Annotated in this window: 16 protein-coding genes and 1 riboswitch; of the genes, 8 read left to right on the top strand and 8 right to left on the bottom strand. The window is 75.7% G+C overall.

Annotated elements, in window-relative coordinates:
* Nucleotides 1–71: 71 nt before the first annotated feature.
* From EST54_RS23255 to EST54_RS23230, 6 genes are all read left to right on the top strand, one after another.
* Nucleotides 72–1,307, top strand: coding sequence for an acyltransferase family protein (locus tag EST54_RS23255; RefSeq protein ID WP_129249669.1), 1,236 nt, complete (start codon nucleotides 72–74; stop codon nucleotides 1,305–1,307).
* 94 nt (nucleotides 1,308–1,401) lie between these two features.
* Nucleotides 1,402–1,980, top strand: coding sequence for a GerMN domain-containing protein (locus EST54_RS23250; RefSeq protein WP_239012209.1), 579 nt, complete (start codon nucleotides 1,402–1,404; stop codon nucleotides 1,978–1,980).
* Nucleotides 1,981–2,100: 120 nt separating this feature from the next.
* Entirely contained in the window at nucleotides 2,101–2,793 is a 693-nt protein-coding gene (locus tag EST54_RS23245; RefSeq protein WP_129249668.1) for a response regulator transcription factor, read from the top strand.
* Nucleotides 2,790–4,226 (top strand): sensor histidine kinase, encoded by a 1,437-nt coding sequence (locus tag EST54_RS23240; RefSeq protein WP_129249667.1) that lies wholly within the window; start codon nucleotides 2,790–2,792, stop codon nucleotides 4,224–4,226. Before EST54_RS23245 ends, EST54_RS23240 begins: the two co-directional genes overlap by 4 nt.
* Before the next feature lie 20 nt (nucleotides 4,227–4,246).
* Entirely contained in the window at nucleotides 4,247–4,792 is a 546-nt protein-coding gene (locus tag EST54_RS23235; protein WP_129249666.1) for a GerMN domain-containing protein, read from the top strand.
* Nucleotides 4,793–4,959: 167 nt separating this feature from the next.
* Complete coding sequence (locus tag EST54_RS23230; protein ID WP_239012330.1) at nucleotides 4,960–5,952, top strand: SCO1860 family LAETG-anchored protein; 993 nt, start codon at nucleotides 4,960–4,962, stop codon at nucleotides 5,950–5,952.
* A gap of 218 nt (nucleotides 5,953–6,170) precedes the next feature.
* Here the strand turns inward: EST54_RS23230 and cobC are convergent, their stop codons facing one another.
* The 8 genes from cobC to EST54_RS23190 are packed head-to-tail and all read right to left on the bottom strand — an operon-like array spanning nucleotide 6,171 to nucleotide 15,548.
* Nucleotides 6,171–7,271 carry an Rv2231c family pyridoxal phosphate-dependent protein CobC gene (gene cobC, locus EST54_RS23225; protein ID WP_129249664.1) on the bottom strand — a complete coding sequence of 367 codons (1,101 nt, stop codon included), beginning with the start codon at nucleotides 7,269–7,271 and terminating at the stop codon, nucleotides 6,171–6,173.
* A gap of 2 nt (nucleotides 7,272–7,273) precedes the next feature.
* The gene (locus EST54_RS23220; RefSeq protein ID WP_129249663.1) at nucleotides 7,274–8,179 is read right to left on the bottom strand and encodes a sirohydrochlorin chelatase; all 906 of its coding nucleotides are present in this window, start codon (nucleotides 8,177–8,179) and stop codon (nucleotides 7,274–7,276) included.
* A complete protein-coding gene (locus tag EST54_RS23215; protein WP_129249662.1) occupies nucleotides 8,176–8,772 on the bottom strand; it encodes a cobalamin biosynthesis protein in 597 nt (198 codons plus the stop codon). The genes EST54_RS23220 and EST54_RS23215 overlap by 4 nt, the downstream gene beginning before the upstream one ends.
* Nucleotides 8,769–10,166 (bottom strand): cobyrinate a,c-diamide synthase, encoded by a 1,398-nt coding sequence (locus EST54_RS23210; RefSeq protein ID WP_129249661.1) that lies wholly within the window; start codon nucleotides 10,164–10,166, stop codon nucleotides 8,769–8,771. The genes EST54_RS23215 and EST54_RS23210 overlap by 4 nt, the downstream gene beginning before the upstream one ends.
* Before the next feature lie 25 nt (nucleotides 10,167–10,191).
* Entirely contained in the window at nucleotides 10,192–10,788 is a 597-nt protein-coding gene (cobO, locus tag EST54_RS23205) for a cob(I)yrinic acid a,c-diamide adenosyltransferase (protein ID WP_129249660.1), read from the bottom strand.
* The gene (locus EST54_RS23200) at nucleotides 10,788–12,905 is read right to left on the bottom strand and encodes a putative cobaltochelatase (protein ID WP_129249659.1); all 2,118 of its coding nucleotides are present in this window, start codon (nucleotides 12,903–12,905) and stop codon (nucleotides 10,788–10,790) included. The genes cobO and EST54_RS23200 overlap by 1 nt, the downstream gene beginning before the upstream one ends.
* A gap of 55 nt (nucleotides 12,906–12,960) precedes the next feature.
* A complete protein-coding gene (locus tag EST54_RS23195; protein ID WP_129249658.1) occupies nucleotides 12,961–14,502 on the bottom strand; it encodes a cobyric acid synthase in 1,542 nt (513 codons plus the stop codon).
* Nucleotides 14,499–15,548: a cobalamin biosynthesis protein gene (locus tag EST54_RS23190; protein ID WP_167511602.1), complete on the bottom strand. Its 1,050-nt coding sequence runs from the start codon at nucleotides 15,546–15,548 to the stop codon at nucleotides 14,499–14,501. Before EST54_RS23190 ends, EST54_RS23195 begins: the two co-directional genes overlap by 4 nt.
* 148 nt (nucleotides 15,549–15,696) lie before the next feature.
* Nucleotides 15,697–15,848: riboswitch (cobalamin riboswitch) on the bottom strand.
* A 205-nt stretch (nucleotides 15,849–16,053) separates the two neighbouring features.
* On the opposite strand from EST54_RS23190, the gene EST54_RS23185 reads away from it, so the two are divergent.
* Together EST54_RS23185 and EST54_RS23180 are read left to right on the top strand one after the other, a co-directional pair.
* Complete coding sequence (locus EST54_RS23185; RefSeq protein ID WP_129249657.1) at nucleotides 16,054–16,503, top strand: hypothetical protein; 450 nt, start codon at nucleotides 16,054–16,056, stop codon at nucleotides 16,501–16,503.
* A gap of 5 nt (nucleotides 16,504–16,508) precedes the next feature.
* A partial coding sequence (locus tag EST54_RS23180; RefSeq protein WP_244942595.1) for a caspase family protein occupies nucleotides 16,509–17,441 on the top strand: 933 nt, incomplete at its 3' end.

Here is a 17,441-nt window from a genome sequence, read left to right as displayed (position 1 = left end):
TCCCCCGTCGTACGTGGCGGACCGGCGGCCCGTGCACCCGCACCGGCCGCCGGTCCGCCGAGGACTCCGCCATGGCTGACACTCTTCCCGCACCGTCCGTGCACCGCCGCCCCCGCCCGGGAAGGGCTCCCGGGCGGGCCCATATCGCCCCGCTCGACGGGCTGCGCGGCCTGGCCGTCGCCGCCGTGCTGCTGTTCCACGCCGGCTACCTGGGCGGCGGCTTTCTCGGTGTCGACCTGTTCTTCGTCCTGTCGGGCTTCCTGATCACGGGGCTGCTGCTGGGGGAGACGCAGAAGCGGGGCCGGATCCACCTGGGGGCCTTCTGGGCGCGGCGGGCGCGCCGTCTGCTGCCGGCGCTGGCCGTCATGGGCACCGCGGCCCTGCTGCTCGCCTGGGCGGCCGGCCCGCCGTCCCTGCTCGGCTTCGCGCTCGACGATGCGCCGTGGGCCGCGGCGCAGGTGGTGAACTGGCACTTCATCGCCGAACAGGTCGGATACTTCAACGCCTCCGACACCCGCCTGTTCTCGCACCTGTGGAGCATCGCCGTGGAGTGGCAGTTCTACCTGGTGTGGCCGCTGGTGGTCGCCGTCGCCGGCCGCGGCCGGGGTGGTGCGCGGCGGGTCGCCGTCCTCGCCGGTGCGGGCGCGCTCGCGTCGCTGGCGCTCATGATCCAGCTCGACAATGTCGTGGACACCACGCGGGCGTACGAGGGCACCGACACCCGGGCCTTCGCGCTGCTGCTCGGCGCTCTGGCGGCGACCGCGCCGGTGCGCCGGGCGGCCGCCCGGGTACCGGGACCGGTCGCCGACGGGGTGTGCGCGCTGCTGGCCTGCGGGCTCGTGGCGTCGTGGGTGCTGACCGGCGGCCAGAACGCACCCGGCCTCTTCCAGGGCGGGCTGTTCGCGCACTCGCTGGCCGCCGCCGTGCTCATCGCGCTGCTCGCCGCGGCGCCGGGCGGGTACGCCGGGCGGGCGCTGGGCAGCGCCGTGCCCCGCCGGCTGGGGGAGCTGTCGTACAGCCTCTACCTGTGGCACTGGCCGGTCTATCTGCTGCTGCCGCAGGAGGTCTTCGGCATCGGCGGGTGGGCGCGTGCCGCCCTGGCGATCGGCCTGTCGCTGGTGGCCGCGGTGCTGTCGAAGCTGCTGGTGGAGGACCCGGTGCGGTTCCGGGCGCGGTGGGCCACCGGGCGCCGGGGACTGGTGGCGCTGCTCGCCGCGGTCGTCGTGGCGGTGGGGGTGTGGACGGTCATACCGCGGCCACAGCCGGGGGCCGGAACGGTGGATGTGAACCGGCTGATGTCGCCGTAGGCAGTGGCGCAGGGCAGCGGGCCCGGCACGGAGGAGAAACTGGGCGAATGCGGGAGAAGCGGATCAAGCACACCAAGCAGGCCAAGGGGGCGGCGTGCGCATAAGGCGTGTCGTGTGCCGCGGGGGCGGGTGGCGGACGCCGGCCGCCGTAGTGGCCGCGGTGGCGGCGCTCGCCGGCTGCGGGGTCACGGACGCCGGGCCGGCGGCGGCCGGTGCGCCGGCCACAGGGGCGCGGACGTCCGGCGGGCCGGTGGTGCGGGCCTACTTCCTCACCGCGAACGGCACCTGGCCCGTCGCCCGGCCCGCGCCGCCCGGCGCCGGGCCGCAGGCGGCGCTGAACGCGCTGCTGGCCGGGCCCACCCGGGCCGAACGGGCCCGCGGGCTGGTCACGGCGCTGCCGGCCGGCCCGCACGAGGTCCGGGCCCAGGCGGCACCAGGGGCGGTCGACGTGTCTCTGCCGTGGGTGGTGTCGGAGCTGGACCGGACCGCGGTGAACCAGCTGGTGTGCACGGCCGCCGCGGCGCCGGGCATTCCGGGCCACAAGCGCGTGGTGGACGTGGTCGTACGGATCCATGAATCAGGGCTGTCCACGAAGGGCGAGCGTCCCTGGCCGGTGAGGTGCGACGAGACCGGTGCGGCCGTGCCCGTGGAGGCCCGCCGTGCGGCCCGCTGACCCGTGCCTGCGCCCGTGCGCCCCTCCCGGCGGCCACGGCTGCCACCGGATGGGTAGCTTTGCCCCTGTCTGCCCCGCTGGAGACGGATATGTCGACCGACGAAAAGGAGAGGCCCGGCCATGACACGCGTCCTGCTGATCGAGGACGATCCGGCGGTTCGCCGCGGGGTCGCCCTGGGGCTGCGCCGCCGCGGCTACGAAACCGAAGCGGTCGGCACGGGAGAGGACGGCCTGGCGGCGCTCCGGCCGTTCGCGCCGGACATCGTGCTGCTCGATCTGATGCTGCCCGGGATGAGCGGCCTGGAGGTCTGCCGGCGCATCCGTGAGACCAGCCAGGTGCCCCTGGTGATCCTCTCCGCGCGCGGCGACGACGTCGATGTCGTCGTGGGCCTGGAGGCCGGCGCCGACGACTATGTCGTCAAACCCGCCAGCGGTGAGCTGATCGAGGCCCGGATACGCGCGGTGCTGCGCCGCGTGTCCCCTGCCCAGCCCGCCGCGGAGGCGCGCGAGCGGTGCCGCACCTACGGCGATCTCACCATCGACGGGGTCGGCCTGCAGGTGCGCAAGGACGGCCAGGACCTCGTGCTGGCGCCCTCGGAACTCAAGCTGCTGCTCTTCCTGTCCGCCTCGCCGCAGCAGACCTTCAGCCGCCAGCAGCTCCTCGAACAGGTCTGGGAACACAGCTACTACGGTGACGCCCGCCTGGTCGACGCGTGTGTGATGCGGCTGCGGTCCAAGATCGAGGACGATCCGCGCGCCCCGCGCTACGTCCAGACGGTGCGCGGCTTCGGTTACCGCTTCGGCCCGCTGTGAAGCGCCGCCTGGTCCCCCGCGGCCTGCGCACCCGGCTCGTCGTCGGCTTCCTCCTGGTGTCCGCGCTCAGCGCCCTGACCACCGCCGCGATCACCTACCACCAGGCGCGCACCGCGATCCTGGCACGCGCCCAGGACAGCGCCGTGCACGCCCTGCGCGACCAGGTCGACTCCCTCGCACCGGACCTGCCCGCCCGGCCCACCGACGCGGACCTGCGCACCCTCACGCTCCAGCTCGACCGGGCCGGCGGCGCGCGCAACTGGCGCACCGCCGCCGCCTACCGCGGCGGCCCGCTCGTCGCCACCACCACCCCCGCCCCCGCCGTCCCCGCGGAGCTGCGCAGCTCCGCGGCCGCGGCCCGCAACGCGGTCGTGCAGCGCTTCCACCGCGACGGCGACCCCCAGCTCGCCGTCGCGCTGCCCGTCGCCTCCGCCGGCCGCTCGTCCGCGCCGTCCGGACTGGTCGTCTACGCCTCCTTCTCGCTCGCACCCGAGCAGCGCGACGTCACCTCGCTGGTCGCCGCGGCCCGCGCCGGCGCGCTGCCCGTCGTGCTCGCCTCCCTCGTGCCCGCGCTGCTCGCCGCCCGCCGCGTCCTGCGCCCGGTGCGGCAACTGCGCTCCGCCACGGAGTCCATGGCGGCCGGCGCGCTCGACACCCGTATCGAGGTCACCGGCGACGACGAACTCGCCGATCTGGGACGCACCTTCAACACCATGGCCGCGACCCTGCAGGCCGATGCCACCACCCTGCGGCGCATGGAGAAGGGCGCCCGCCGGTTCGCCGCCGACGTCTCGCACGAGATGCGCACCCCGCTCGCGGCGATGACCGCCGTGACCGGGGTGCTCGACGAGGACGCCGCCTCCGGCCGGCTGGACCCGGAGACGTCCGAGGCGCTGACGCTGGTCGCCGACGAGACCCGCAAACTCGCCCGCATGGTCGAGGACCTGATGGAGATCTCCCGGTTCGACGCCGGTGCCGCCGTGCTGCACCTCGACGAGATCGACGTCGGCGAACTCGTCCGCAAGACGCTGGCGCTGCGCCACTGGCAGGACCGGGTCGAGGTCTCCGTGCCGGAGGGCCTGCGCGCCCGCGTCGACCCGCGCCGCATCGATGTCGTCCTGGCCAACCTCCTCGGCAACGCCCTGCGCCACGGCGGCACATCGGCGCCGGTGCGCCTGCGGGCCCGGGCCGGCTCGGACGCGCTCGTCCTCACCGTCGCCGACGGCGGCCCGGGCATTCCTGACGACGTGCTGCCGCATGTCTTCGACCGCTTCACCAAGGGCGACGCGGCCCGCACCCGCAGCGAGGGCAGCGGGCTGGGCCTGGCCATCGCCGCCGAGAACGCCCGGCTGCACGGCGGCACCCTCACCGCCGCCAACGCCCCCGACCGGGGTGCGGTGTTCACCCTGACCCTGCCCCGGGACCCGGCATGAGACGGCGCCCGGGAATCCTTGTGCCGCTCGTGCCGGCCCTCCTTGCGCTGGTCAGCGCCTGCGGCATCACCGACAGCGGACCCGCACGGGCCGGCCCGCCGGCCACCGGACTGCCCGAGCCGGAACGGCCCGCGGACGTCGTGCACGTGTACTTCTCCTCGCCCCTCGGCCTCGAACGGGTCTCCCGCCTCAGCCGCGGCCCGAACTCCCCCCAAGACGCCCTGAATCGCCTCCGGGAGGGCCCCGACGAGGCCGAGCGGGCCCGCGGCCTGATCAGCTTCGTCCCGCGCGACGCCCCCGCGCCGACGGTCACCGGGCAGCGGCGCGGCGGGGCCGACGTCCTCGTGCCCAGCGGGTGGGGGACCAACCGCACCGCCCTGCGCCAGCTGGTGTGTACGGCCGCCGACGCGGTGGGCGGGGCGGACGGCACCCCCCTCGGTGAGGTGGAGGTGCGGGTGCGCCGCGCGCCGGGCGGGGCCACGGACACCCAGCGCTGCGAGCTGCCCCCGGGCTCAGGGCGGGGCCCGGTGACACCCGAATCGAATAAAGGCGCGGAAACCACCTAATAGGGTGAACTGACTGCGCGTGGCTCCCCGTTCACCGTCGGTGCGGACACGATGTGCGGGTCGAGGTCGCCGGCCCGCGTGATGTCCCCCATGGGCGCGGCCGGCGGCTCCATTTCTCCTGTGAGGGTTCCACACACGTGTCCACCAGTCCCGCCCGTTCCTTCGGCATGCCCCGACGCCTCGCCGCGACCTTCGTCGCCACCGCGCTCACGGCCGGCCCCGCCCTTCTGCTCGGCGCCGTGCCCGCCCATGCCACCGGAAGCCACGGCCCGGCCCGCGGCACCGCCGACGCGGTCGTGCTGCGCACCGGCCTGAACGTCGGGCTGCTCCACAAGACGCTCGATGTGCCGCTGAACGCCGTGCTGAACGACGTGCACGCCCCGGCCTCCGCCTCGAAGACCGCGCTCACCGTCACCCTCGACGGCATCGACGGCGGCAAGCCGTTCAGCGTGCTGCGCGCCGATGCCGCCACCGCACGCGGCACCGCCGACCGCCACCGGGCCGAGGGCTACGCCAACCTCGTACGGGCCAAGGTGCACCTGCCCGGTCTGCCGCCGCAGTTGTCCCTGATCGAGGCGCGGCAGGTCACCGCCAAAGCGGTGTGCGCGGCGGGGCAGCGACCCCGCGCCGAGTCCAACGTGCTGGGGCCGGTCCGCGTCCTGGGCAAGAAGGTCACGCTCACGGCGGGCGGGACGACGGACGTCAAGGTGCCGGGCGTGGGCGAGGTGCGGCTCGACCTGTCCCGGAAGAGCGTCACGTCCAAGAGCGCCGCGGCCACCGCGCTGGAGCTGAAGGTCTCCCTCAACCCGCTGCGGCTGAACGTCGCCGAGGTGCACGGCCAGGTCACGCTGGTCCGGGCCGGCTGCACCGCACCGGGCGGCACGGCGCCCGGGGACAACGGCTCCGGCGGCACCAGCGGCGGCCAGACGGGAGGCCAGACGGGCGGTCAGAGCGGCGGCAGCAAGCCGGCCGGCGGGGGTACCCACGTGCAGCAGACCGGGGCCAAGCCCGGCACCGGCAAGAACCTCGCGGAGACCGGCGGCAGTTCGGCCACGCCGTACCTTGCCGGCGGCGCGGCCCTGCTGGTCGCGGCCGGGGCCGGCGCGATCGGCTACACCCGCCGGCGCCGCGGCGCCGCGCCGCAGGGCGGCCGCGGCTGACGGACCCGTACACCACGCCGGTGCTGTGGGGGCACCGCGTGTGGGGTACGGCCGGGGTGCGCCGTACGGGCCCGTACGGCGCACCCCACCCCTCGCCGGGATCCCCCGTGGCCGCGTGGTCCGCAGGGATTCCGGCGAGGTCGGCCCACCGGGCCCCATCGGGCTTCACCGGGCCCCTCCGGCGCGGCCTGCCGCACCGGGGCACGCCCCGACCCGCCCTACGCCACGGCCTCGCCCAGCACGTCGCCCAGGGCCGCCGCGAACCGGTCCGTCGTGGCCCGGTCCCGTACCGCCAGCCGCAGCCAGTCGGGGCCCAGGCCGGGGAAGGTGTCGCCACGGCGCACCGCGAAGCCACGGGTCCGCAGCGCGGCCCGTACCCCGTCCGCGCCCGGCAGCCGGAGCAGCACGAACGGGCCCGCCGCCGGGGCGACCGTCCGGATCTGCCCGAACGCGCCCAGCCGGGCCAGCAGATGGTCCCGGTCCAGGGCGATCCGCCCGGCCGCGGCGGCCGCCTCCGCCAGCGCCCCGGGCGTGGAGCACGCCTCGGCCGCCGCCAGCGCGGGACTGGAGACCGGCCACAGCGGCTGCGCCCGCTCCAGGGCGGCGACGGTGTCCGGGTCGGCCAGCACGTAGCCGATCCGCAGCCCGGCCAGCCCCCACGTCTTGGTGAGGCTGCGCAGCACCACCAGGCCCGGCAGATCCGTGCGGTCGGCCAGCGCCTCCCGTTCGCCGGGTACCGCGTCCATGAACGCCTCGTCCACCACCAGCGTGCGGCCGGGCCGCGCCAGGCGGGCCAGGACGTCCGCGGGGTGCAGGACCGAGGTCGGGTTGGTGGGGTTGCCGACGACGACCAGATCGGCGTCCTCGGGCACCGCGGCCGGATCCAGCCGGAAGCCGTCCCGGGCGTCGAGCAGGACCCGTCCGACCTGGTGCCCGGCGTCCCGCAGCGCGGCCTCGGGCTCGGTGAACTGCGGATGCACCACGACCGGCCGGCGGGCGCGTACGGCGCGGGCGAGCAGGACGAACGCCTCCGCGGCGCCGGACGTCAGCAGCACCCGCTCCACGGGCAGCCCGTGCCGGTCGGCGACCGCCCGGCGCGCCGCCCGGCCGTCCGGGTACGCGGCGAGGGTGTCCAGCGACGCGGCGATCCGTGCTCTGAGCCAGGCCGGGGGAGTGCCGGTGCGGACATTGACCGCCAGATCCGTCAACGCGCCGTCCGCGCCCCGCACTTCGGCATCGCCGTGATGCCGCAGGTCGGGTTCGGGCGGCGGGGCGGCCGGGGGAGCGGGGAGCCGGGCGGATCCGGTGCGCGGGGGCACGGTCACCGCTCCCCGGTGTCCGCCGCCGGGGAAGCGGTCGCCCGCGCCGCGCCGGCGGTCTCCCGGGCGTCCTCCGCCGCCGCCCGGCCATCGCACGTCGCAGCGCTCAGCAGCGGATCGCCCGCCGCCGCGTGGTAGCGCTCCATGACCACCTCGGCCAGCTCGGCGGGGGTGCCGAGCACCCCCGCCCCGAGCACCTCCGTGGCCGGGTGCGCCGCGGCCCAGCCCTCGGTCTGCATCCGCAGCCGCTCCAGCAGACCGCCGGGGAAGAAGAAGTAGGGCAGGACCACGATCCGGCCGGCCGCACCGGCTCCCGCCGCGGCGGCCAGCGTCCGGCACCGGTCCAGTCCGGCCGGCACGTCGGGGGCCGTCCGGGCGACGAACGCGGTCTCCACGCCCGCGAAACCGCGCCCCTCCCACAGCAGCCGCGCGGCCCGTACCACCTCGGCGTTGGCCTGCGGATCGGTGGTGCCCCGCCCCACCAGCAGCACGGTCGTCCGCGCCCGGTCCTCGGGCCGGCGGGCCCCGCCGCCCAGCGCCTCGTCCAGCCGCCGCTCCAGCACGTCCAGCAGCTTGGGGTGCGGCCCCAGCTCGGCGCCGCAGACGTGGGCGAGGCGCGGGTGGCGCTCCGTCGCCCGCGCCAGCGCCGCGGGCAGGGCCTCCGTTACCGGCCCGGTGGGGGCGAGCAGCAGCGGTACCACCGCGAGCCGGGACACGCCCCGTGCCACGAGCCCGTCGACCGCCTCGTCCAGCGGCAGCGACGCCGGTGAGCTGCCGAAGAACCCTCCGGCGACGGGGACATCGGGGTGGCGCTCGCCGAGCACACGCACCAGGGTGCGCAGAGCCTCGGCACCACTTTCGTCACGGGTGCCGTGACCGGCGATGAGCAGTGCGGGAGGAGGGGTCACTGGGTCTCCTTGGTGCCGGTGGTTGTGCTGTCGGGCGCCGGGCCGCCGACGGCCGCCGTCCGCCGATCCGTGCCACGGCGGGGCGGGTTGGACGAGGTCATGACGATATCCGCAGCCTGCGAAGGAGCCTCGGTGGCTCCCTCCCTACCAGCGGTAACCCCACCCTGGTCCGTTACTGCCGGCCCGGCGAGCGCGCAGGTCGCCCCCGCCGGCCGCCCCCGCGGCGCCGACTTCCGCTTGCCGGCGAGGAGTTCGGCGCCCGGCCCCGCGGCCAGCAGCGCGGCGGCCTCGGCCACGCTCGGCGTCCCGACGGCGGCCGCCGCGGCCGCGGACGGCGCCGGTACGCGTACGGCCGCCAGCTCCGCCGCCGGGAACGACCGCAACGGCACCCCCAACCGGCGGGCCGCGCCGAGCAGCCCCGGCTCCGACGCCCTGGCCGCCACCGTCGCCAGGGCGACGATCCGCGCCGCCGGGTCCACCGAGGCCAGCGTGGCGCGGACCAGCTCCAGCACCTCGCCGACCGGGACACCGCGGCGCGCTCCGACGCCGGCGACCAGCGCCGCCGTCGGCTCGCCGGCCGCCCGCGGGCTCATCCCCGGGCCGCGGCGATCCGCGCCGCGCTCGCCACCAGCCGCCCGGCCAGCGCCGGTTCGGCGGCCCAGTGCACATGCAGATACGAGGCGTGCACCCCGCCCGCCACGAAGCCCTCCACCCGCCGCTCCGGGTGCGTCAGCCCCCACGCCGGATCCGCGCCCGCCCCCGGTTCCAGCACCGTGCGGTGGAACTCGTGGCCCCGCACCCGGGTCCCGGCCGCGGCCAGCACGTTGTCCCCGAGCGCCACCGCCTCCCGGTAGCCGAGGGTGAGCCGCTCGGTCATCCGGGCCTCGGCGGGCAGCACCCCGCACATCGGCTTCCCGTCGATCGACCGGGACAGGTAGAGCAGCCCGGCGCATTCGGCGGAGACCGGTGCCCCCGAGGCGGCCAGTTCGGCCACCGCCGCACGCAGCGGCGCGTTCGCCGACAGCTCCGGCGCATAGACCTCGGGGAAGCCGCCGCCGATCACCAGCCCCTGGGTGCCGGGCGGCAGCCGCTCGTCCCGCAGCGGGTCGAAGGGCACCACCTCGGCGCCCGCGACGGCCAGCAACTCGGCGTGCTCGGCGTACGAGAAGGTGAACGCGGCGCCGCCCGCGACCGCGATCAGCGGCCTGGCGGAGGGCGCAGCCGTGGACTGCCCGGCCGCCGGTGCCAGCTCCGCCGCCGGGTCCCACGGCGCGTCCGGCAGCTCGGGCACGCTGCGCGCGAGCGCCAGCAGCGCCGGGAGATCGCAGCCTTCGCGGATCCGCGCGGCGAGCTCGCTCACCGACTCCAGCGCCTCGGCCCGCCGTTCGGCGACCGGCACCAGGCCCAGATGGCGCGACGGCGTCCCGGCCCGCCCGTCGCGGCGCAGCGCGCCGAGCACCGGCACCCCCGAGGAGTCCATCGCCTCGCGCAGCAGCTGCTCGTGGCGGTCCGAGCCGACCTTGTTGAGGATCACCCCGGCCAGCCGCACCTCCGGGTCCCACGAGGCGAAGCCGTGCACCAGCGCGGCCACCGACCGGGACTGCGAGGAGGCGTCCACCACCAGCACCACCGGCGCCCGCAGCACCTTCGCGACCTGCGCCGTCGACGACAGCTCGCCCCGGTCCGACGCCCCGTCGAACAGCCCCATCACGCCCTCGACCACGGCCAGGTCCGCGCCCGCCGCACCGTGCAGGAACAGCGGCGCGATCCGGTCCGTCCCGCACAGGAAGGCGTCCAGGTTTCGGCCGGGCCGGCCGGTGGCCAGGGAGTGGTAGCCCGGGTCGATGTAGTCGGGGCCCACCTTGTGCGGCGACACCGCGAGCCCGGCCTCGGCGAACGCCGCCATCAGCCCGGTGGCCACGGTCGTCTTTCCCGCGCCCGACGCCGGCGCGGCGATCACCAGCCGGGGGACCGCACCGCCGCTCATGCCGTACTCGCCCGGTTCACCGTGGTCACCATTCGATGCCCCGCTGGCCCTTCTGGCCCGTGTCCATCGGGTGCTTGACCTTCGTCATGTCCGTCACCAGATCGGCGAAGTCCACCAGCGCCTCGGGGGCGTCCCGTCCGGTGATGACGACATGCTGCGTACCGGGGCGGTCGCGCAGCACCGACACCACCTCGTCGGTGTCGATCCAGCCCCACTTCAGCGGATAGGCGAACTCGTCCAGCACCAGCAGCTTGTAGGTCTCCGCGGCGAGATCCCGCTTGACCTGCTCCCAGCCCTCGCGCGCCGCGTCCTCACTGGAGGCGATGTCGCGCTGCACCCAGGACCAGCCCTCGCCCATCTTGTGCCAGGCGACGGTGCCGCCCTCGCCGGACTCCCCGAGCACCTTCAGCGCCCGCTCCTCGCCGACCTTCCACTTCGCCGACTTCACGAACTGGAACACCCCGACCGGCCAGCCCTGGTTCCAGGCCCGCAGCGCCAGCCCGAAGGCGGCGGTGGACTTGCCCTTGCCCTGGCCGGTGTGGACGAACACCAGCGGGCGGTTGCGGCGCTGGCGGGTGGTGAGCCCGTCGTTCGGTACGACGGACGGCTGTCCCTGCGGCATTACGCGGCCTTCCTGTTGCCCTGCACGGTCCGTACGAGCGCGGAGACGCTGTCCGCGCGCAGTTCGTCGAGGGTGATCGCGGTGCCCTGCAGCTCACGGGCCAGCTCGCCCGCGAGCCCCAGCCGCACCGGGCCCGCCTCGCAGTCCACGACCACCGAAGCGGTGCCCGCACCGGCCAGCAGCCGGGCCGCGCGGGCGGCCCGCACCACCGGCTCGGGGCCGCCGGTCGCCCGCCCGTCGGTCACGACCACCAGCAGCGGCCGCCGCGAGGCATCCCGCATCCGCTCCACCCGCAGCACCTCATGGGCCCGCAACAGCCCCTCCGACAGCGGCGTACGGCCGCCCGTCGGCAGCTGCTCCAGGCGCGCCGCGCCCGCCTCGACCGAGGACGTCGGGGGCAGCGCCAGCTCGGCGCCGGCGCCCCGGAAGGTGATCATGCCGATCTTGTCGCGGCGCTGATACGCGTCCAGCAGCAGCGAGAGCACCGCGCCCTTGACCGCACTCATCCGCTTCCGGGCCGCCATCGACCCGGACGCGTCCACGACGAACAGGACCAGATTGCCCTCGCGCCCCTCGCGCACCGCCTCGCGCAGATCGTCCCGTCGCACCACCAGGCCCGGCCCCCGGCGGCCGCGCACCCGCTGGTGCGGCGCCGCGGCCTGCACGGTCGCGGCCAGGTGCAGCTTGCCCAGGGCGCCGTGCGGGCGCCGGGCGCCGGTCGTCCGGCCGTGCGCGGTGCGGGCCCGCGAGCGGCGGCCGTCCGCGCCCTCGCCCAGCCCCGGCACGTCCAGCCGCCGGGTGCGGAACGGCTCGGCGGCGCCGACCGCGGCCTTCTCGCCGGCCGCGCCCGGTGCGCTCTGCTCGGCCGGTTCCTGCGTCCGCCCCGACTCGCGGGCCTGCTCCGGGGCCGCGGGCTGCTCCTGGGGGGCCTCCCGCTCCTGCTGGTGGGGGAGTTCGGGGCCCGGCGCCGGCGACTCGTCCGGGCCGCCGTCCTGCGGCGGGCGCCCGCCGCCCTCCGGACCGCCGCCGCCGGGGCCGTCGTCCGGACCGTCCGGCTCCGGATCGTCGTCGCCGCCCGTGCCCTCGTCCGCCCCGAACTCCTCCAGCGTCCGGTCCAGCTTGTCCTCGTCCAGACCCGGCGCGTCGAACGGATTACGGCGCCGGCGGTGCGGCAGCGCCAGCAGCGCGGCCTGCCGCACGTCCTCCTCCAGGACCTCCGTGCGCCCCGCCCACGCAGCCAGCGCTGTCGCGGTGCGCGCCATCACGATGTCCGCGCGCATCCCGTCCACCTCGAACGCGGCACAGGTCGCGGCGATCTGCCGCAGCGCCGCGTCCCCCAGCGTCACGCCCGGCAGCAGCTCCCGCGCCACGGCGATCCGCCGGCGCAGCTCGTCCTCCTCGGCCGCCCAGCGCGCCGCGAAGCCGGCCGGATCGGCGTCGTACGCCAGCCGGCGCCGCACGACCTCCACCCGCAGGTCCGGCTCGCGCGAGGCGGCGACCTCGACCGTGAGCCCGAACCGGTCCAGCAACTGCGGCCGCAGCTCGCCCTCTTCGGGGTTCATCGTCCCGACGAGCAGGAAGCGCGCCGCGTGCCGTACCGAGACGCCCTCCCGCTCCACGTACGAGGCACCCATGGCGGCCGCGTCCAGCAGCAGGTCCACCAGGTGGTCGTGGAGCAGATTGACCTCGTCGACGTAGAGGATGCCGCGGTGTGCGTCCGCCAGCAGACCCGGCTCGAAGGCCTTCACGCCCTCCGACAGGGCCCGTTCGATGTCCAGCGCGCCGACCAGCCGGTCCTCGGAGGCGCCGACGGGCAGCTCGACCATCCGGGTGGGGCGTTCCTCGGCGGCGCCGGTGCCGTGCGGCCCGTCGGGGCAGCCGGGGTCGGGCGCGTCGGGGGCGCAGGCGAAGCGGCAGCCGCCGACCACGTCCACGGCCGGCATCAGCGCCGACAGCGCACGCACCGCGGTGCTCTTGGCGGTGCCCTTCTCGCCGCGGACCAGCACACCGCCGACCGCGGGGCTCACCGCGTTCAGCAGCAGCGCCAGCCGCAGGTCGTCCATGCCGACCACCGCGCTGAAGGGGTACTGCGGGGTCGTGTCGTGCGGGGTTGTCATGCTGTGTCGTCCTCCACGTCGCCGTCGAGCTCCGTATTCGTCCCTTGGGTACCCCTCATGGCGCCCCCGGAGGCACGAACGGCAGCCCGTCCGGTACCCCCTCCTCGATCAGCCGCAGCAGCGCGGCGGTGTCCGCGTGCTCCTCGATCAGATCGCCCAGCCGGTCCAGCTGCTCCTCGCGCAGGGCGGCGAAACAGGTGTCGGGGGCGGGCACGAACGCCCGGCCGGCGTCCGCCGCGACCCGCCGCAGCAGGGCCCGGCGGAAGCCGTCGCTCTCCAGGGAGCCGTGCCAGTGCGTGCCCCATACGGAGCCGGCCCGGCAACCGTCCAGGAACTCTTCGTCTCCGCCGGTCACTTCGGCGACCCCGTGGTGGATCTCGTACCCCTCCACCGGCTCGCCCAGCGCCGTACCCGCCGGCCGGGCCAGGGTCTTCTCCGCCGCGAACCGCACCCGTACCGGCAGCAGCCCGAGCCCCTCGACGGTGCCCGCCTTCGACTCGACCTCGTCCTCGATGAGTTCGCCCAGCATCTGGAAGCCACCACAGATGCCCAGCACCGGGCGGCCCTCGGCGGCCCGCCGGGCGATCGCGTCCGCCAGTCCCCGCGCGCGCAGCCACTCCAGCGCCCGGACCGTGCCCCGGGTCCCCGGCAGCACCACCAGATCCGCGTCGGCCAGCTCCTCGGCCCGGTCCACGAACCGCACCACCACGCCCGGCTCCGCGGCCAGCGCGTCCACGTCCGTGAAGTTCGACATCAGCGGCACGGCGCAGACCGCCACCCGCAGCACCTCCGTGCCGTGCGGCGGCGCCACCACGCTCTCGCGCACCGCGCCGCGCAGCGACACCCTCAGGCCGTCCTCCTCGTCGATGCCCAGCCCGTGCGCGAAGGGCAGCACGCCCAGCGTCTGCCGCCCCGTGAGGCCGCGCAGCATCTCCAGCCCCGGCTCCAGCAGCGTCACATCGCCCCGGAACTTGTTGACCAGATAGCCCGCGACCAGCGACTGGTCCTCCTTGGACAGCAGCGCGGTGGTGCCGAAGAAGGACGCGAACACCCCGCCGCGGTCGATGTCGCCGACCACGACGACCGGGATCCTGGCGGCGCGCGCGAGGCCCATGTTCACGATGTCGGTACGCCGCAGGTTGATCTCGGCGGGGCTGCCGGCGCCCTCGCAGATCACCGCGTCGTGCGTCCGCCGCAGCTCGGCCAGGCAGTCGGTGACGGTGCCGAGCAACTGCTCCTGCCGGCCCGAGTGGTAGCCCCGGGCACTGAGCTCACCCACCGGCTTGCCCAGCAGCACCACCTGGCTGCTGCGGTCGCTGCCCGGCTTGAGCAGCACCGGATTCATCAAAGCGGTCGGCTCCACCCGCGCCGCGGCGGCCTGCATCGCCTGGGCCCGTCCGATCTCCGCGCCCTCGCGCGTGACGAACGAATTCAGCGACATGTTCTGTGCCTTGAACGGCGCCACCCGGACGCCCTGACGGGCCAGCCAGCGGCAGATCCCCGCCGTCACCACGCTCTTGCCGGCGTCGGACGTCGTACCGGCCACCAACAGGCCACCACCGACCGCCCCGCCGGCTGCCTTCAACCGCCCGTTCACCGGGTCCTCCTCCTGCGCCGGGGCCCCGGCTGTCGTGAGCCGTGGGCGGGCTGTCGTGAGCCGTGGGCGGGCTGTCGTGAGCCGTGGGCGCCACCGACCGCCGCCCGCGCCGTCACCGTCGCCGCCAGCGCCAGCACGCTCACCCGGCGCGAGAGCCGCACGGCCCGCTCGATGTCGGCCACCGCGACCGGCCGCGCCCCGCCGTTGAGCACCGGACGGTGTTCCACCCGCCCGCCGTACGCCAGCGTGCCGCCCAGCCGTACGCCCAGCGCGCCCGCGAACGATGCCTCTACGGGGCCCGCGTTGGGACTCGGGTGTGCGCCGCCGTCCGCCCGCCAGGCCCGCAGCGCGGCGCGCCGGCCGGGGCCCGCGAGGACGGTGAGTGCGGCGGTCAGCCGGGAGCCGGGCCAGCCGGCGAGATCGTCGAGCCGGGCCGCGGCCCAGCCGAAACGGCGGTAGCGCGGGGACTTGTGCCCCACCATCGCGTCGAGGGTGTTCACCGCCCGGAACGCCACCAACCCGGGCACTCCGCCCAACGCCCCCCACACCAGGGCGCCCACCACCGCGTCCGAGGTGTTCTCGGCGACCGACTCCACCACCGCACGGGCCATCTGCGGCCCGTCCAGCGCCTGCGGATCGCGTCCGCACAGATGCGGCAGCCGCTCCCGCGCGACCTCCAGGTCACCCGCCGCCAGCGCACCGCCGACGGCCCGGGCCTCCCGGCCGAGCGAGGTGCCGCCCAGTACGGCCCACACCGTCGCCGCGGTCAGCGCGACCCCGGCGGAGCCGCGCAGCGGGGACGGCGACGGCGCGGCGCCCCGTACGGCGCGCACCAGCAGCGCGGCACCGGCCGCGGCACCGCCCGCACACAGCACGGCATGAGCAGCCCCGTATCCGCGGTGGTCGCGCCACAGCCGGCGCTCGACGGCGGCCGCGGCCCGGCCGAAGGCGGCCACCGGATGGCCGCGCCGGGGATCCGCCGCGATCAGGTCGCCGAGGAAGCCGAGAGCCGCGCCGCACGCATATCCCGCGTGTTCGCCGCGCATCGGGTCAGACCGCCGCCGGGGCGTGTCCACGCCCTACGTCTCGAAGGGGCCGCGCGGCGGCGGGCAGTGGAGCTCTCGAAGGGCGGCCGGGCATGGCGGTATGTCCTCACTCAGGGTCCGCGCCCTGGCTCGACGTGTCGGCGACATGAGTCTCCTGGCTCCCCGGATCGGCGAGTCCTCCGGCCTTCCAGCCCCTGCGCGTACGCCGTCCGGCGTCCGCGCGATGGACCGTGGCCTTCGTTGGAGGAACCCTCCCCGGTGACAGTGGCGGGACCGCGCCGGATTCGCACCGGACTTCCTCAGCTGTCGCCGAATGGCCCGGGCAGTCCACCACGCCCCGCGAATGCCCGTCAACTCACCCTTGACCTGCGACGCTGCCCCGTGGCATGGGCTGTGGTGCACGCCACAGCGTGGCGGCCGGATCACAGACGGTTGCCCGGGCCCCTGATGGCACGTCACTATCGGGAGCGCGGCGGCGATGGGGCCGCCGGAAGGGGGCCGGGGGATGCCGCAGCGCGCTGACCGTCACGAGATCCGTATCAGGATCACGGGCACCAACAATCCCGATCAGGACATCGAGGACCTCAAGTGCTGGCTGGAGCGCGAGCCGTGGCTGGCCCGGCGGCAGTACGACTGGGCGTTGCGGCCCCGGCCGGCGGACGCGCACGACGACGGCTACGCCCCCCGCGACATGGCCGTCGGCGTCGACGATCTGGTCCTGGTCATCGTCGGCGCGGTCGCCGCCGAAATCACCAAGAGCCTGAGCATCGCCCTCAAGGAGTGGCTGCGCCGCCGCCGGGAGGAGCGGGACACCGGCGAACGGCCGGCCGTCGCGGTCGGGGGCGGCGACGGCGGCCTGCACGCACTGGGCGACGAGGGCCCGGGCGTCCCGGCCCCCGAACCGCCCGATCCCGGCAGCCCGGACGACGGAAGCGGCAGCACCGCCGGGGACTGAGCCGGATGTCCGAATACGACGCGCGGGGCAAGGTCAACCGGGCGCTGCTGATCTGCGTCGACGACTACCGCCATCTGCGCCCGCTCCCCGCGGTCAAGGACAACGCCCAGGAACTCGAACGCGCCCTGCTCGCCCCCGGCGCCGACCTGTTCACCCGGGGCGAGGTCGTGCTCTGCCGCCCCCAGGAGCCGTGGGAGGTGGAACAGGCGCTGGACACCGTCACCCAGGAGGCGCGCGGGCTGCTGCTGGTGTACTTCTCCGGCCACGGCCGGGTGGGCCGGGACGGCGGCAATCTGCAGTTGATGGTCGGCGCCTCGGAACGGCGTCACAAGACCGTTTCCTGGCAGGACATGGTGCTGTCCTACCTCGACAACGCCCGGGCCGACCGGATCGTGATCATCCTGGAGTGCTGCTACGCCGGGAACGCCGGGGAGGCCTTCCACAACTGCCGCAAGCCGATGTCGCTGCTGATGGCCGCGCAGCCCAACCGCCGGATCTTCAGTGGTGAGGAGCCCACCGGTGGCAGCGTCTTCACCCGTGCCGTCCGCCAGACCCTGGAACGGGGCTTACCCGGCAGGCGGTTCGTCACCTTCGAGGACCTCGTCCGGGGGCTGCAGGAACAACTCGCCGCCGAACGGACCCCGATGGGCGACGTCTGGGAACCGCGGTCGGCGAAGCAGAACACCGTCGACGACGTCATCCTGTCCTTCGCCACCCCCGAGATCCGGCCCCCGACCCCGCTGCGGATCCGCCTGCGCCGCCGGCTGAAGTCCTCCTTCCAGCACTGGCTCAGGGTCCTGCTGGTGTCGGCGATCATCCTCGTCCCGGCCACCGCGGGCCTCGTCGTGCTGAACCTCCCGAACGCCGACACCAGCAGGACCCTGAGCCAGTGCTGGAAGGAGGACTTCAGCCGGCGGCGCAGGCGGATCCGCAGCGGG

This window comes from Streptomyces sioyaensis, assembly GCF_004122735.1.
Lineage (GTDB): Bacteria > Actinomycetota > Actinomycetes > Streptomycetales > Streptomycetaceae > Streptomyces > Streptomyces sioyaensis.
Note: the sequence above shows the minus strand (reverse complement) of the source record. Positions and strands in the feature narration are given on the sequence as shown.